The organism is Microbacterium sp. Leaf320, assembly GCF_001423485.1.
Lineage (GTDB): Bacteria > Actinomycetota > Actinomycetes > Actinomycetales > Microbacteriaceae > Microbacterium.
Map to the genome: position 1 here is coordinate 324,408 of NZ_LMOD01000002.1, position 14,399 is coordinate 338,806.

Consider the following 14,399-nt stretch of genomic DNA (forward strand, 5'->3'; position numbering starts at 1 on the left):
AAGAAGTCGTCGCCCAAAGGTCTCGTGCCATGTCTTCGCTCGAGCCATATGATGCTGATTCTATCGCTCGAGTTATCGGGACCCCGATAAGCGCAAGCGTCACTAGACAGGCGACGCGGAGCCAGCCTGTTCGTTGATCAGGCGGGCCCTGGTCCTTCGCCTGCGCGAGTGTTGACAACTCCGTACCTCACTTGCTGCTTAAGGAGTCCGATCTTTCAGTCGCGATCTTAGCCAGAAACTCCTCCCGCTGCTCGTCACTCAAGCACCGCCGCGGCCTCGATGTCCAGCCGAGCCGAGGTCTCACTTCGATTCTGATGCGGGAAGATTGCCGCGCTCTGCTCGCCCGGAGACCATGCGCTACGTCGGCATCTCGTGCGCGGCGCGGTTCTCCTGCTCGCGAGAAGCGCCCTGACAAGAAAGTGTGGGTCCTGGGGCTTTTTCTGCCCCAATCTCTGAGTCGCCAAATAGATGCCGCTCAATCGGCAGATACGTCATGTCGGCTGCGCGCTGCAGCTACCGGTCGGGACGTGTCCCCGAGCCTCGACTCGCGGGGTCGATGCGCCGCCAGCGACGGTCTTAGCGTCTCGCGCTGGCATTCGACGGGAAGTTCACGATGTCTGACATTCAGCGACGAGTTTCCTTCGCGCGTCGACGTCTACAGACCTAGGAATTCCCAGTCCTGGCGGAGAACGACCCACGTACCGGCCGGGTGGCACACACCGTCAAGATGAAGCCGACGCATCGACCGACCGCTAGGTGCAGCCAACATCTGAACACGCGCGTAAACTCTCCCATAAATAGACGCACCGTTGCGAAACCCAAGCCTCAAGGAGCTCCACCATGGCCCTCACCGCACACTCCACCATCGGCGACTGGATGAACGACCCGACCGGCGGGCCACTCATCCGCGCACTCTTCGAGCAGACGGGCGCTGACCCCGAGCTCCTCACCCCCGTGCTCGGGCTGCCGCTGCAGCAGCTCGTCGCGATGAGCCAGGGCGCCCTCCCGCAGTCGGTCGTCGACGACCTCGTGCGCGCTGCCAACGGCGGCGATATCCCCGAGGCTGACGAGTCCGAGGGCTGGACCGAGAAGCCCACCACCGGACGTTTCGCCGGCAAGACCGTGATCGTCACGGGCGCAGCATCCGGAATCGGCAAGGCCACCGCATCCCGCATCGCCCGCGAAGGCGGACGCGTGATCGCCTCCGACATCGCCGCCGACAAGCTCGACGCCCTGAAGGCCGAGCTGCCGGATGCCGACATCACCACCGTCGCCGGAGACCTCACCAAGCAGGACGCGATCGACGCCGTCATCGCCGCCGCGGGCGACCGCATCGATGCCCTCGCGAACGTCGCCGGCATCAACGACGATTTCTCGCCCGCAGGCGAGACGACGGATGCGGTCTGGGACCGCGTCATCGCCATCAACCTCACGGCCCCGTTCAAGCTCATGCGCGCGGTGCTGCCGATCATGGAGAAGGCCGGCCGCGGCTCGATCCTCAACGTCTCGAGCGAAGCGGGCCTGCGCGGCAACTCGTCAGGCAATGCCTACACGGCCAGCAAGCACGGCATCATCGGCGTCACGAAGTCCGCGGCATTCATGTACGGGCCGAAGGGCATCCGCGTGAATTCCGTCGCTCCGGGCGGCGTCGCCACCGGCATCCCGATGCCCCCGAACATGTCGGAGTACGGCTCCGGTCGCCTGGCTCCGTTCCAGCAGTCGATCCCGACGGTCGCGACCGCCGAGCACCTCGCCGCGTCGATCACGTTCCTGTTGTCGGACGACGCCGTGAACATCAACGGTGCTGTGCTGGCATCTGACGGGGGATGGTCGGTGCAGTAAGCGCCTCGATGACCACGCCCCTGCCGACCCGAACGGCAGGGGCGTTCTTCGTGTTCAACGCGTCCTCTGTGTGCGTAATACTGGGATTCTGATCGGGATCAGGAGGCCGCAAAGATCATGGCGCAGAGAATCGGCTGGCTGCACGACGAACTGCTCCTCGCCGCTGACCTCGTAAGCCGCAACCATTGGTCTGCTGTACGCGCGAACAACCCTGCAGCGGAAGAGCTGTCTCAGTTGCTTCGACAGGGCACACTCCACCCTGGCAAGGTGCTGCCGGATGACTTTCGTTCGCCCTGGTCGATTCAGCGAAAGACATTCGATCTCGCTACTTCCGACCCCTCATACCAGGGCAAGGCGACTCGAGGCGCGTTGCGAGACGCCGGCGTTCTTGCCGCATTCCGACGCGATGTCAACGGTATGCAGGCGGCTGCAGCAGAGGTGCGACGCCTTCTTCTTGAGAACCTGGCGCTACCGCAAGATTGGTCGACCGATGTCGATAACCTCTCCTTCGATGAGGGCGGGGTAGTTGAGTACTTGGGCCGCAGGCGCGAGCGCAGCTCAAGACTGCGCGAGGCGAAAATAAGCGACGCCCTCAAGTCGAGGGGCTCACTGGAATGCGAGATCTGCCAGTTTGACTTCAGCGCCTTCTACGGGTCGCGGGGGGATCGCTACATCGAGGTGCACCATCGAACCCCACTCCATGCCTCCGGGAGTACCCACTCTTCGTTAAAGGAGCTCGTTCTCCTTTGCGCCAACTGCCACAGGATGTGCCACCGTGGAAACTGGATCACTCCGGACGAGTTAGGAGCGATGATTCGGGAAGCTCGCGGCGCCTAACAACGAGGCCACGGCCCCGATGGGACACCCGCTGGGAGGTGTGCGGTAGGAGCACATCCGCGTGAACTCCGTCGCACCGGGCGGCGTCGCCACCGGCATCCCGATGCCCCCGAACATGTCGGAGTACGGCTCCGGCCGCCTGGCCCCGTTCCAGCAGGCGATCCCGACGGTCGCGACCGCCGAGCACCTCGCCGCGTCGATCACCTTCCTGTTGTCGGACGACGCCGTGAACATCAACGGTGCCGTGCTGGCATCCGATGGTGGATGGTCGGTGCAGTAAGCACCTCGATGACTACGCCCCTGCCGATCCGAACGGCAGGGGCGTTTCACTCTACGCACGACAGGTCCGTCGAGCGCCAGCCTCCTGACGCGCTAGATCGTCAGGTCAAGGGGAAGGTCGGCGATGTCTCGGAGACGCTTGCCGGTGATGAGAGTTTGAAGCGTCTGCTGCGCTTCATCGTTGTCGCTTAACTTGGTCGCCTCTACGAGCTCCGGCAACGCGAAGTGGTAGACCGTGTCGAGATCACCCGTCCCCAAGGCAAGTGAAGCGAGCCTCGAGGGAGACGGCTCTCCTGTCACGACAACGATGTGAGGGGCGCGGCCCTTTCTGTTGCGAATTAGGCCAAGTGCCTCGGTTCGCGCATTCTGGGCACGGTCGGAGCGAAGCGTCCACTTGCACGAGATCACCGCGTGGACGATTGCGTGGCTCTGGTTGGCCTGACGGATGGGCGAGTAACGTCCATGCTCGTCATCGACGATGATGCGATCAGCGTTGATCGCTGAGTCCGGTACTGGAAGACGAACGACGATCACGTCAGGGGAAACGTCGTAGGAGTTGCCAAGCACGCTTGCGAGAATCGGACTCGCCTTGATCTGCCGGGCCAGTTCGTCGAGGTGACGGTACGGCTCGAACTGAGCGAGCTGATACCCGCTTCTCGACCCGCCAACGTTCTCCACCGCCCAGTTGCCGGGCCTGAGCCCTCCGAGATGCGGCATCGCTCGCGCCACGAAGTTGCGGACCGCCGTTTCGAACTGGCTACCTGCGCGTTGGCCGTCGAGCTTCACTCCGCCCATTCCCGCCCCAAGGCTTTGCGCAATTCTCAGTGCGGCTTCGCGGGAGAACCGCTGGCCTGAATCGGCATTGGACGCAACGCCCTTTTCATCTACTACGAGAGTTCGGTTGAGCACCAACTCCTGATGAAAGTCGGCCCTAGCTTGCGATAGCAGCGCTCGTTGATTCACATGTTCCCCCGTTGCGTTCCTTCGAAAGCCAAGCTCAGTGAGCCGGTTCAGCTGATCTTGTTGCGCTCCCGAGCGATCACGCCGTGACGCCAGTGGTCGGCTTGCCCGGTGAACCCTCGGAACTCACCCAGCTGGTAGCGATCCACTCCCTGATCTTCAACGATCACGAGCTCGAAATCACGCTGCAAGGCAGCAAGCCGCTGCTGCACCGCCGCCACGCTGCCGTCGTTGTATGCGGCGACGAGCTCGTCGAGGCTGAGTGGCTGCTCGCTTCGAGACAGTGCCCTGTAGACAGGATCGTGAAGGTCCGTCTGGTCGGCAATGTCGGTGCGAGGTGCGCCCTCTCGAAGCAGAGCCGCGCGGATACTCTCACCGATCGCTTGAGCGACCGGTGGGGGGAATGCGTTGCCGATCTGGCGGTACTGCGAGGTCTTCCGACCCGAGAACGAATAGTTGTCTTCTTCGCGCCAGCCCTGAACGCGCGCCGTCATCTCGATCGTGAGCCTCGGCATAACCTGGCTAGGCGGTAGAGCGTCAGGGCCAGGTGCAGCGTCGGCAACGCCGCGGCCATCGACGCTGAGCTTCGCCCAGCCCGCTTTCGCGCGGGTCGGACCGAGGTCAGCACCTCCATGCTTCTTGCTGCCTCCGACGAGCGTCGGGCCGATGTCGTTAGCGAGTCGACGCCACTCTTCGGCGTGAGGCCACCCCGCTGAGGCCATGAGCGGAAACAGTGCGTCGCCGACCGTAGTGCGCGCGCGGCCGTCCGGCTCGGGCCAACGGAAGTACTTCATGTCTTCTGCAGCCATGGCAATCAGGACGAACCTTGGCCGCAACTGAGGTACCCCGAAGTCGGAAGCATTGAGCAGTTTCCACTCCCCGACAAAACCGAAGTCTTCGAGACGATCAAGAACACGCTGCCGATACGCAGCAAAACGCGGAGCTGACAAGCCACGAACGTTTTCGAGCATCACCGCCCGAGGACGGATCACCGGAATCTGCTCGATCGCCCATGCGAAGAGGTCTCGCTCGTCTGAGGTTCCGAGCTGCTTCCCGGCTGCGGAGAACGGAGGGCATGGAACGCCACCAGCGAGCAGGGTCACATCGGCGTAATTGGCCGGCTCCCACACCTTCGGATCCGCCACATCTCCGACGACAACGGGCGCACCAAGGTTCTGCCTAAGCGTTTCGGCTGCTGTCTCGTCCAACTCGACAGCAACGACGTGCCGAAAACCTGCCTTGTGCAGTCCTAGAGACTGCCCACCCGCTCCAGCGCAGATCTCCGCGACAGTGAACGCGGGCGGGTTCTGCTCATTCTCAACATGCACACTGTCATCGTACTTTCGACCCCGGACATCGGGCCCGCCGCAACACCTCCTCTCTCACACTTGAGTACTGCAAGTCCAAACTCGCTAGCCAGTGAAAGACTGAACTCGTGCCCGACCGTCCTGAAACCGTCTGCATCTGCGGCTCAATGCGGTTCGCCGAAGAGATGCGAGCGGTGAGCCGAAGCCTGACGCTCGCTGGCGTCATCGTCCTGATGCCCGGCGAGATCGACTTCGCGATCACCGCCGATCAGAAGGCCGCGCTCGACGAGCTGCACCTGCGCAAGATCGATGTGGCCGATCGTGTCGTGGTGGTAAACCGCGGCGAGCGCTTCGGCGAGTCCACGACGCGGGAGATCGACTGTGCGCGCGCAGCCGGCAAGCCCGTGACCTTTGTCGGCCCCGCCCGGGCCTCGACGTAGACCTCACATCTGCCCCGCCTACCCTGGCCCTATGAAGAAGCTCCCCGCGCTCGCGACGCTCGCCGTCGGCATCCTCCTGCTGTCCGGATGCTCGCAGGCGTCGACCACCGCGGCCTGCGGCCAGGTGGCCGCTCAGGCCGCGCAGGTGACCGGTGTGATCGGCAGCGTGACCTCGCCGACTCCCGAAGCAGCGCAGGCGGCTCTCGACGAGGTCAGAAACGTCGCGGAGAACATCCGCGGAGTCGACGGACCCGAGGATTTCGTCACGCTCCGCGACTCGTGGACGACGAGCATCGACGCGTTCGCCGCCGAGGGCGAGAAGGCCATCGCGGGTGACATCACGGGCCTGGACGCGGCGACGACAGAGATGCGCACGGCGACCGACGCGATGCTCGCCTATTGCACCCCGTGACCGGAGCCCCTCACTCTTCCTGCTGAACGCTCATCGCGATCTCGAAGCTGTCGCCGATCACGCGGCCTCCATCGAAGACGGGGTCTTCATCGAGCGTCTCGAGAACGCGGGGATCACTCGTGACGGCAGCGGTTCCGCGGTCACGCGCCTCGCGCGACGGCCAGGTCGTCACCGTGACCACGACGGATTCCTCGGCGTTCGTTCCTGCGAGCTCAGCGATGCTCTTGAGCTCGCCCGATTCGTACGACGCCCCGTCTGCGTGGAAGTCACCCTGGTCGGCCGCATCACTCGACTGCCAGTAGTCCACGACGCTGATCGCACCGTGATCGCGGTAGACCTCCGCCATCCGCTTCGAGAAGTCCAGATATGCGGCCTTGCGTTCCGTCGACACCGGAACGACCGTGATGTCAACGATGACCATTGCCTGCTCCAGTCCTCAGCGGTGAGTGTCCGTCGCAAGGGTATCCACCGTCGGTCTCACCCGACCAGACGTGCCCTACTGAGCGATCCCCCGCAGCAGCCGCGTCACCGCCTCTTCGACGCGCTCTGCGCTCAAGGGCTGACCGATCAGCGCGGCGTACGAGGCCATGGCGATGAGCTGGTCGGCGATGGCGTCAGCATCCACGTCGGCCCGGATCTCGCCGGCCGACTGTCCGCGCGCGATCCGTTCGGCGACCCACGAGCGGATCGGCGCCGCGAGACGCTCGTTGAGCGCCAGGCCGAGTTCGTGGTCGGTGGCGGTCACCGCGATCAGCGCTCGGGCGAGCGCGACGCCCTCGGGCTTCGCCAGCCCGGCGGACATCGCGGAGAACCATGCGTGCAGGTCGGCCCGGATGTCACCGCTCATCGCGACTGCGGGATCCGCCCCTGGCAGATCCCCCTCAAGCAGCGCCTCGCCGAGGATCGCCGCCTTCGACGGCCACCACCGGTAGATCGTCTGCTTGGCGACTCCCGCTGTCTCGGCAAGCCCCTCGATGGTCACCGCTTCGTAGGTGCTGGCCACGACGGCAGCGCGCATGGCCTCGAGCACGGACTGGCGCGCGGCTTCACTTCGGGGACGGGGCATTAGTTCAGGCTACCGAGGCAGCGGGTGGCGCGTTTCGTCTCGGGCCGCTTCGCGGTCATTGCTCAACGACCGAGGGGGAACAACCGCGGGCTCCGCTCAACGACGTGAGTGGCTGCGCAGCTTGGATAGAGTCGCGGGATGAGGGAGACACGAGGGCCGTTGAGCATGGGCATGTTGACCCTCGCCCTCACGGTGTTCGGACTCGTGTTCTTCATCGTGACGATGCTGATCATCCACGGCGTGCCCTACGTCACCGACTCGCTCGGCCCCGCGAACGACCAACACTGGATCAATTGGTACTGGCTGGCCCTGCTCATCGTGGTGCCGACTGTCGTCACCGGCGCCGCATCCGGACTGACCTCAGCCTTCGGCGCGTACATCGGCAAGCGCGTCTCGGCGACCACCGATGGCGCGCCAGCGGATCGCAAGAAGATCAGCGTCGGAGCCGGTCTCGGTGGCGCCTTGGGCAGCGCCCTGTTCCTGATCTATATGAGCTTGCTCTACCCGAACGGGCTGGGCCCGTGGATCCTGGTGCTCGGCTCCACGGCGGTATTCGGCGCCTACGCGGGCTTCACCGCACTGTGGATGGGCCGCAGATCGCGGAGCCCTCAGGCGCCCGCAGCTCCGGTCACCTCAGCGGACGGTATGTGACGGCCACGGCTCCAGAGGCGAACTCTCGACGATCCACGACGACGAGCTCGAGCGGTCCGTTCAGCCCGTCGAGCAACCGCGGCCCGTGCCCGGCAACGAGTGGATGAACGACGAAGATGTACTCGTCGATCAGCCCCAGCTCGGTCAATGCCAGCGGCAGCGTCACGCCGCCGACCGACAGCCCCTCGCCCGGCTGCTGCTTCAGCTGGCGGACCGTCTCGGACAGGTCGCTTCGGATGAGCTCGGCGTTCCAGTCGACGGCTTCGAGCGTGCTCGACACGACATGCTTCGGCACGCGGTCGATGGCCTCGGCGAACGGGATCTCCCACTCGCTCATCCAGTCGGGCCAAACTCCGGATGCGGGGCGACGCCACGCGCCCTCCATCATCTCGTAGGTCGTTCGACCGTAGATAACGGCATCCGCTCGTTCCATCTCGGCGGTCCAGAAGCGCATCAGCTCCTCATCGGGAGCGACCCCCGCCTCGTGATGCACGCACCCGTCGAGCGTGACGTTGATCGAGTAGCGCAGTGGTCTCATCTCGCCGATCTCCTTCGATGCGGGCGGTGGGTGGTACGGGGTGGGACTCAGAGTACCGACGGGCCGCCGCTGAGGTAACCGTGCTGTCGCCGAGGAGGCCACGGCGAATATCGTGAATGCATGCCCTCCAGCCAGCCTCGCGTCATCTCCGTTCGGGGCGGTCACGTACGTCCCAGTGGGTCGTGGCTGTACGTCTGGCTCGACTCCGCCACGGGAGAGATCGTTCACGTAGGTGGCACAGGGTTCGATCCGGAATTGCGGGCGCATCTGCATCTGACGGGCGACGACCCGCAGCTCGGACGAGCGCGTGCCACAGTGCCTCGATCCAGCGAGCGCGACTTCGACGTCCTCGCCTTCGAGCTGAGTGAACGAATCGACCGGCCACGTGCGAAGGAAGCCCTCACCCTCCGCCTCCTGGACTCCTTCAACGAGGTCGAACACCGAGAGCAGCCGTCGAGCGAGATGAGCGAACTCATCGATTCGATCGCTCAAGAGGTGAAGAAGTATGTGGACAGCTTGCCAGGGAGCACCGACGGCTGATTGCTCGTCGCCGCGATCTCCACTGCGTCCGTGATCCAGTTCAAGCCCCTGTTCAGCACGTGTCAGTCGCCCTAACCTGACCCGCATGTTGAAGATCGTGTCGATCGTGATCCGCGTGAACGACCTCCCGGCGCAGTCCCGCTTCTGGCAGGCGGCCCTCGACTATGTCGAGCGAGACCCGGCATCCGATGACTGGGTCGTGCTCAAGCCGCGCGATGCCGACGCTCCCTGCATCGCCCTCGACGCTCACCACTCCGAGCGGGTGCTGCCGCCGCGAATCCACCTCGACATCTATGCCGAGGATCAGGATGCCGAGGTGCGACGCCTCACCGAACTCGGCGCTCGCGAGGTGCACTGGGACAACCTGCCGGACCATGCCGACTACGTGATCATGGAGGACCCCGAGGGCAACCGGTTCTGCATCGTGGACCGGCCGGACTGGGTGGGCTGGGTGGGCTGGGAGCGCCCGACGGCGTGACGGAACGCCTGAAGTCAGCCCGTAGCCACTCCTTCAACGCCACCCGACAGACGTCCCATGACTTGCCGGTTCGCCCCATAAGTCGCGAGGGTGACCCAGCCTCGTGACGAGTAGAGCCGCGCCCCCGGATCCTCCGTGTGAGCCGACGTCGAGAGCAGCGCCCGCTCGTGCGGCAGATCGGCCAGAAGCGCATCGTGCAATCGTCGCCCGATTCCGCGGCGGCGTGCATGGGGCATCACCGCGAGCTCGACGAACTCGAAGTGACCACCGATCCATTCGTCGATGCCCGGGCCGATCTCGCGTGCGATGAAGTCAGTCCAATACTGTCCGCGCTCGCCGGTGTATCCCCACGCGAACCCCTGCAACCTGTCGTCCTCTCGGGCGACGACCAGACGGAAGCCAGGGCGAGACCGATGCCGATCCCAGACGGACACTCGCCAGTCATCGGCATCCTCCACCGGGCCGAAGACCTCAGCCCAGGCCTCGAGGATCTCGCGGTCGAGCCCTGCCGCGTCCGACCCCGAGAGGGTCATGACAGAGACCATTCGTCAGCGCCCGGAGTAGCGCTGCGCCGGTCGTCCCTCTTCCGCCAGCGCCTGACGATGCGACGTCAAGGCCGACCGCACGGCCGTGTAGATCACGAGCCACAGGATCAGGATGCCGATCAGGAACCCGGCGACGTAGAAGAGGACGATGGTGAGGAAAGGATCCATGGCGTCAGGATAGCCACCGGGGTGCGCGGCACCTCTAGCCCCGGCAGCTAGGCGCCGACCTCGAGCGACCTGTAGAAGTAGAACGCCCGCTCTCCGGAATCGGGGTCGACGCCACTGAACCCGTGTCGTTCGTAGAAGCGCATCGCCGCGGCATCCGATTCATCGACGTTGATCTCGATCGCCGCGACGCCGAGTTCCCGGCAGATCTCGACCATGTGCCGGAGGATCGCGCCCCCGACGCCACCCCCGCGGTGAGCGGGCTCGACGTACATCTCGTCGAGCAGCGCGACCGGTCCGTCCGACCACACGTTCGGACGCAGGGTCACGAGCGCGAGACCGACCGCAGGATCGCCGCCGAGCACTGCGAAAGTGGAGGTTCCGCCCAGCAGCGTGCGCAACCGCTCGGCGAGCACCTCGACCCCCGGAGTCTCGGTGTCGAACTCCGTGTTGAAGGCGTGCAGGAGTTCGGCGAGACGGGCGGCGTCGTGCGGGGTGGCTCGACGTGTGGCGGCGGTCATCGGATGCCTTTCTGGGGTCGAGGGCTTCGGTTCGGGCGGACGGCGGCAGTTCTGCCTGTTCACAACTCCGGAAGAACGAGCGGGCCGACGCATCGGTCCCCCGGGATTCCGGGGCCGAGTCGGCGGACGCACCCGCTTCTTCCGGAGTTGTGAACGTGAACCTGCGTCGGCCCCGCTCGACGATCCGCGAGAACGCGATCAGGCACTGTCGGAATCCGCCTTCCGCGATCCGGCCTCGAGCACATCTCCGGCCGGCAACTCCTGATGTCCGCCGAACTGCAGACGCATCGCCGACAGCACCTGGTTGGCGAACTTGTCTTCATCGCGTGAGGCGAAGCGCTCGAACAGCGACGCCGCGAGCACCGGCACGGGCACGCCGACATCGACGGCGGCCTTGACCGTCCAGCGTCCCTCGCCCGAGTCGGAGACCCGGCCGGCCAGACCGTCGAGCTGCGGGTTGTCGGCGAGCGCGGCAGCGGTCAGGTCGAGCAGCCACGACGAGATCACCGACCCCCGGCGCCACAGCTCGGCGACCTTCGACGTGTCGATCGGGAACTGGTAGAACTCCGGCTCTTCCAGCGGAGCGATCTCCGCCGAGTGCTCGGCCTCGCGCACCCCGGCATCCGCGTTGTGCAGCAGGTTCAGCCCCTCGGCGATCGACGCCATGATGCCGTACTCGATGCCGTTGTGCACCATCTTCACGAAGTGCCCCGCACCCGACGGTCCGCAGTGCAGGTAGCCCTGCTCCTCGGGGGTGAGGTCTCCGGTGCGGCCCGGCGTGCGCTCGATCTCGCCGACACCCGGGGCGATCGTGCGCAGCACCGGCTCGATGCGCTGAACGGCCTCATCCGGTCCGCCGACCATCAGGCAGTATCCGCGGTCGAGCCCGAAGACGCCGCCGCTCGTGCCGACGTCGACGTAGTGGATACCGCGCTCACGGAACGCCTTCGCCCGGCGCACGTCGTCGCGGTAGTTCGAGTTGCCGCCGTCGATCAGGATGTCGCCCTCGTCGAGCACCTCCGCGACCTGATCGGCGACCATGCCCGTGAGCGAGGCGGGCACCATCATCCACACGGCCCGCGGCGCCTCGAGCTTCGACGCCAGGTCGGCCATGCTGTCGGCACCTGTGGCTCCCTCGGCGACCAGCGCCTGCACGGCATCCGCGTTCACGTCGTAGACCACGCACTCGTGCCCCGCCCGCATGAGGCGGCGCACGATGTTGGCACCCATCCGGCCGAGTCCGATCATCGCCAGCTGCATGAGAATCCCTTCGTCCCCGCCCCCGGTGAGCCGAGTCGGGGCAATCCTGGCACGGTCGGGGTGGGTGCTCAATGGTGTGGCGGCGGTGTGTGCTCTCGTGCGGGGTCAGTCGTGCATGCGCGACGTCGGTTTCGGATGCCGAAGTCGCCCCGCCACGCATCGCGGTGCGGTGCGCACGCACCCCGCGAGCGACCTGACGGCATACGCCGGCATCCCGATACCCTGGGACCGTTGATCGCGCGGGGGAGCTGCGCGACCTGACGACCGGAGACCTGATGCCTTCACCGCGCTTTCGCGCCTTCGCCGCATTCGCCCTCGCAGCCCTCGGCGCCGCAGCGCTCGCGAGTTGCACCGCGTCCGCCGACACCAGCGGGAACGGGCCGACCGAGGCGAGTGTCGCCGTGCTCGACGAGTTCTTCGCCCACCTCGAGAACGGCGAGTCCACCGATGCTGCGGCGATGACGAGCATCGACTTCCCCGCCGAGTTCATCGACGAGGACTTCTACGCGGCATCCGCTGCCCTGCCGTCTGACGCGAAAGTCGTCGACGTCAAGGGCAGCGACGAGCACACCGTCACGGCGATCGTCGAGTACGTGCTCGATGATCCCGATCAGCCGATGACGGCGACCTTCAAGGTCAAGAACACCGATGGCGAGCGCCTGATCTCCTGGAGCGACGAACGGCTCGCCGTGATCAACGTCGGCTCCCCGGGGCGACTCGTGCTCAACGGCGAGATGGAGTACCCCATGAGCGCCGATGCGGAGCTGGCGTTCCTGCTGCCCGCGCTCTACGAGTTCACCTATGACGACCCCACCGGCATCACCCAGCTCGACCCCGACGGCACGAACGAGTTCACCGTCGCGTGGCCGATGGACGATCAGCCCTCCGACGCCGACCTTCCCGACCGCGTGAACGTGAGCACCGCGAACGTGTCTGTGGTCGCCTACGTCGAAGCAGACGTGACCGATGCCGTCGACGCGCAGATCGACGAGCTCATGGCCGCCTGCGTCGCCGAACGTCTCGCCGGCCCGTCGTGCCCCGCCTCGGTGGTGGAGTACGACAGACCGCTGGTCGATCCGTCGACCGTGGAGTGGCTGCGCGAACCCGGCTACGGCGTCAGCGGCACCGATGGGGTGGTGGAGTACTCGAAGGGATTCACTCTCCGCGCCGACGGCGACTCGTACCCGACTCCCGCCGTGTACGAGGGCACCGTGACCCGGGATGCCGCCGGTGTGGTGACCTTCACCCGGAAGTGAGACGGGGCGACGGCGCGACGGGCCCGGTGCCGCCGCCGGATGAAAGACTTTCTTCATGACCTCCGGCACGTTCGACCAGATCACTCAAGACGACCTGCGCCACGCGGGCAGCCTGAAATGGACGACGTTCCCCGACATGATCGGCGCTTTCGTCGCCGAGATGGACTTCGGACTCGCCCCGGCCGTCACCACCGCCGTGAAGGATGCCCTCGACCTGGGCGTCACCGGCTACCTGCCCGAGAAGCTCGCGAAGGACCTCTCGGCGGCGACGGCCCGGTGGTACTCGGACTCGTACGGATGGGAGATCGCCCCCGAGCGGGTTCACCACGTGCCCGATGTGATCGCCGCGTTCGAGCTGGCGATCGACCACTTCACCACTCCCGGCTCGGCCATCATCGTGCCGACGCCCGCGTACATGCCGTTCCTCCTGGTGCCGCCGATGCGAGGCCGCCGGGTCATCGAGGTGCCGAGCATCGAGGTCGACGGGCGCTGGGTCATGGACCTGGATGCCGTCGCGCAAGCGTTCCGCGACGGCGGCGAGATGCTGGTGCTCTGCAACCCGCACAACCCCCTCGGCACGGTCGCGACGCGGGACGAGCTGCTCGCCATCGAGTCGGTCGTGACGGATGCGGGCGGCCGCGTCTTCGCCGACGAGATCCACGCGCCGATCATCTATGCCCCCGCACGGCACATCCCGTACGCCTCGGTGTCGGATGCCGCCGCAGGCCACACGTTCACCGCGACCTCCGCCTCGAAGGCGTGGAACCTCGCGGGCCTCAAGTGCGCGCAGGTCATCCTCTCGAACGACACGGATGCCGAGCTCTGGGAGCGCCTCGGATTCTGGCCGGGACACGGCACCTCGACCCTCGGAGTCATCGCGAACACCGCGGCCTACACGGCGGGCGGCGAATGGCTCGATCAGGTCGTCGACTACCTCGACGGCAACCGGCGAATGCTGGCGCAGCTCGTCGACGAGAAGCTCGCCGGCGTGCGGATGATCGTGCCCGAGGGCAGCTACATCGCCCTGCTCGACTTCCGCGAGACCGGGTTGACGGGGGACCTCGGCGAATGGTTCCGTGAGAACGCGGGAGTCGCGATGACGGATGGTGCCGCGTGTGGTGAGGCCGCCATCGGGTACACGCGCTTCGTGTTCGCGCTGCCGCGACCGGTGATGGTCGAGGCGGTCGAGCGGATCGCCGCTGCGCTCACCGAGCGGGTCTCGGTCTCGAGTTAGCCGCCGCTCGGCACCTTGCTTGCCGGTCGGCGCCTACGCGCGGCTTCGTGCGGGGGCAGTTGCGCACC

The 14,399-nt window shown here is 65.9% G+C and carries 18 protein-coding genes and 1 pseudogene; 10 read left to right on the top strand and 9 right to left on the bottom strand.

Annotation, left to right across the window (positions count from 1 at the left end):
• The first annotated feature begins 840 nt into the window (after nucleotides 1-840).
• From ASF63_RS06310 to ASF63_RS06320, 3 genes and pseudogenes are all read left to right on the top strand, one after another.
• Nucleotides 841-1,842: an SDR family NAD(P)-dependent oxidoreductase gene (locus tag ASF63_RS06310; RefSeq protein WP_056510911.1), complete on the top strand. Its 1,002-nt coding sequence runs from the start codon at nucleotides 841-843 to the stop codon at nucleotides 1,840-1,842.
• A 117-nt stretch (nucleotides 1,843-1,959) separates the two neighbouring features.
• Nucleotides 1,960-2,679 carry an HNH endonuclease gene (locus ASF63_RS06315; protein ID WP_056510913.1) on the top strand — a complete coding sequence of 240 codons (720 nt, stop codon included), beginning with the start codon at nucleotides 1,960-1,962 and terminating at the stop codon, nucleotides 2,677-2,679.
• Between the two features lie 55 nt (nucleotides 2,680-2,734).
• Nucleotides 2,735-2,959, top strand: a pseudogene (locus ASF63_RS06320) (SDR family oxidoreductase); the annotation flags it as partial.
• 92 nt (nucleotides 2,960-3,051) lie between these two features.
• Here the strand turns inward: ASF63_RS06320 and ASF63_RS06325 are convergent.
• Nucleotides 3,052-3,921 carry an NgoMIV family type II restriction endonuclease gene (locus tag ASF63_RS06325; RefSeq protein WP_056510918.1) on the bottom strand — a complete coding sequence of 290 codons (870 nt, stop codon included), beginning with the start codon at nucleotides 3,919-3,921 and terminating at the stop codon, nucleotides 3,052-3,054.
• Nucleotides 3,922-3,968: 47 nt separating this feature from the next.
• A complete protein-coding gene (locus ASF63_RS06330) occupies nucleotides 3,969-5,246 on the bottom strand; it encodes a DNA cytosine methyltransferase (protein ID WP_056510921.1) in 1,278 nt (425 codons plus the stop codon).
• Nucleotides 5,247-5,353: 107 nt separating this feature from the next.
• On the opposite strand from ASF63_RS06330, the gene ASF63_RS06335 reads away from it, so the two are divergent.
• Together ASF63_RS06335 and ASF63_RS06340 are read left to right on the top strand one after the other, a co-directional pair.
• On the top strand, nucleotides 5,354-5,665 hold the full coding sequence (locus ASF63_RS06335) for a hypothetical protein (RefSeq protein ID WP_056510924.1): 312 nt from the start codon (nucleotides 5,354-5,356) through the stop codon (nucleotides 5,663-5,665).
• A gap of 31 nt (nucleotides 5,666-5,696) precedes the next feature.
• Nucleotides 5,697-6,077: a hypothetical protein gene (locus ASF63_RS06340; RefSeq protein WP_056510928.1), complete on the top strand. Its 381-nt coding sequence runs from the start codon at nucleotides 5,697-5,699 to the stop codon at nucleotides 6,075-6,077.
• A 10-nt stretch (nucleotides 6,078-6,087) separates the two neighbouring features.
• Here ASF63_RS06340 and ASF63_RS06345 read toward each other — a convergent pair whose 3' ends face one another.
• Both ASF63_RS06345 and ASF63_RS06350 read right to left on the bottom strand, forming a co-directional pair.
• Nucleotides 6,088-6,498 carry a DUF1428 domain-containing protein gene (locus ASF63_RS06345; RefSeq protein WP_056510931.1) on the bottom strand — a complete coding sequence of 137 codons (411 nt, stop codon included), beginning with the start codon at nucleotides 6,496-6,498 and terminating at the stop codon, nucleotides 6,088-6,090.
• 75 nt (nucleotides 6,499-6,573) lie between these two features.
• Nucleotides 6,574-7,143, bottom strand: coding sequence for a TetR/AcrR family transcriptional regulator (locus ASF63_RS06350; RefSeq protein WP_235560716.1), 570 nt, complete (start codon nucleotides 7,141-7,143; stop codon nucleotides 6,574-6,576).
• A 138-nt stretch (nucleotides 7,144-7,281) separates the two neighbouring features.
• On the opposite strand from ASF63_RS06350, the gene ASF63_RS06355 reads away from it, so the two are divergent.
• The gene (locus tag ASF63_RS06355; RefSeq protein WP_157534254.1) at nucleotides 7,282-7,794 is read left to right on the top strand and encodes a hypothetical protein; all 513 of its coding nucleotides are present in this window, start codon (nucleotides 7,282-7,284) and stop codon (nucleotides 7,792-7,794) included.
• Here the strand turns inward: ASF63_RS06355 and ASF63_RS06360 are convergent.
• Nucleotides 7,772-8,332 (bottom strand): dihydrofolate reductase family protein, encoded by a 561-nt coding sequence (locus ASF63_RS06360; RefSeq protein WP_056510937.1) that lies wholly within the window; start codon nucleotides 8,330-8,332, stop codon nucleotides 7,772-7,774. The genes ASF63_RS06355 and ASF63_RS06360 overlap by 23 nt on opposite strands.
• A gap of 120 nt (nucleotides 8,333-8,452) precedes the next feature.
• On the opposite strand from ASF63_RS06360, the gene ASF63_RS06365 reads away from it, so the two are divergent.
• Entirely contained in the window at nucleotides 8,453-8,872 is a 420-nt protein-coding gene (locus tag ASF63_RS06365; protein WP_056510939.1) for a hypothetical protein, read from the top strand.
• An 85-nt stretch (nucleotides 8,873-8,957) separates the two neighbouring features.
• Complete coding sequence (locus tag ASF63_RS06370) at nucleotides 8,958-9,350, top strand: VOC family protein (RefSeq protein ID WP_056510943.1); 393 nt, start codon at nucleotides 8,958-8,960, stop codon at nucleotides 9,348-9,350.
• Nucleotides 9,351-9,364: 14 nt separating this feature from the next.
• On the opposite strand, the gene ASF63_RS06375 is transcribed toward ASF63_RS06370, so the two are convergent.
• From ASF63_RS06375 to gnd, 4 genes are all read right to left on the bottom strand, one after another.
• Nucleotides 9,365-9,883 (bottom strand): GNAT family N-acetyltransferase, encoded by a 519-nt coding sequence (locus ASF63_RS06375; RefSeq protein ID WP_056510947.1) that lies wholly within the window; start codon nucleotides 9,881-9,883, stop codon nucleotides 9,365-9,367.
• Between the two features lie 15 nt (nucleotides 9,884-9,898).
• Nucleotides 9,899-10,063 carry a hypothetical protein gene (locus ASF63_RS19005; RefSeq protein ID WP_157534255.1) on the bottom strand — a complete coding sequence of 55 codons (165 nt, stop codon included), beginning with the start codon at nucleotides 10,061-10,063 and terminating at the stop codon, nucleotides 9,899-9,901.
• 47 nt (nucleotides 10,064-10,110) lie between these two features.
• Nucleotides 10,111-10,581 carry a GNAT family N-acetyltransferase gene (locus ASF63_RS06380; RefSeq protein WP_056510950.1) on the bottom strand — a complete coding sequence of 157 codons (471 nt, stop codon included), beginning with the start codon at nucleotides 10,579-10,581 and terminating at the stop codon, nucleotides 10,111-10,113.
• 198 nt (nucleotides 10,582-10,779) lie between these two features.
• On the bottom strand, nucleotides 10,780-11,841 hold the full coding sequence (gene gnd, locus ASF63_RS06385) for a phosphogluconate dehydrogenase (NAD(+)-dependent, decarboxylating) (protein ID WP_056510951.1): 1,062 nt from the start codon (nucleotides 11,839-11,841) through the stop codon (nucleotides 10,780-10,782).
• A gap of 275 nt (nucleotides 11,842-12,116) precedes the next feature.
• Between gnd and ASF63_RS06390 the strand changes: the two genes are divergently transcribed.
• Both ASF63_RS06390 and ASF63_RS06395 read left to right on the top strand, forming a co-directional pair.
• On the top strand, nucleotides 12,117-13,097 hold the full coding sequence (locus ASF63_RS06390; protein ID WP_056510954.1) for a hypothetical protein: 981 nt from the start codon (nucleotides 12,117-12,119) through the stop codon (nucleotides 13,095-13,097).
• 55 nt (nucleotides 13,098-13,152) lie between these two features.
• On the top strand, nucleotides 13,153-14,331 hold the full coding sequence (locus ASF63_RS06395) for a MalY/PatB family protein (protein ID WP_056510957.1): 1,179 nt from the start codon (nucleotides 13,153-13,155) through the stop codon (nucleotides 14,329-14,331).
• Nucleotides 14,332-14,399: the final 68 nt, after the last annotated feature.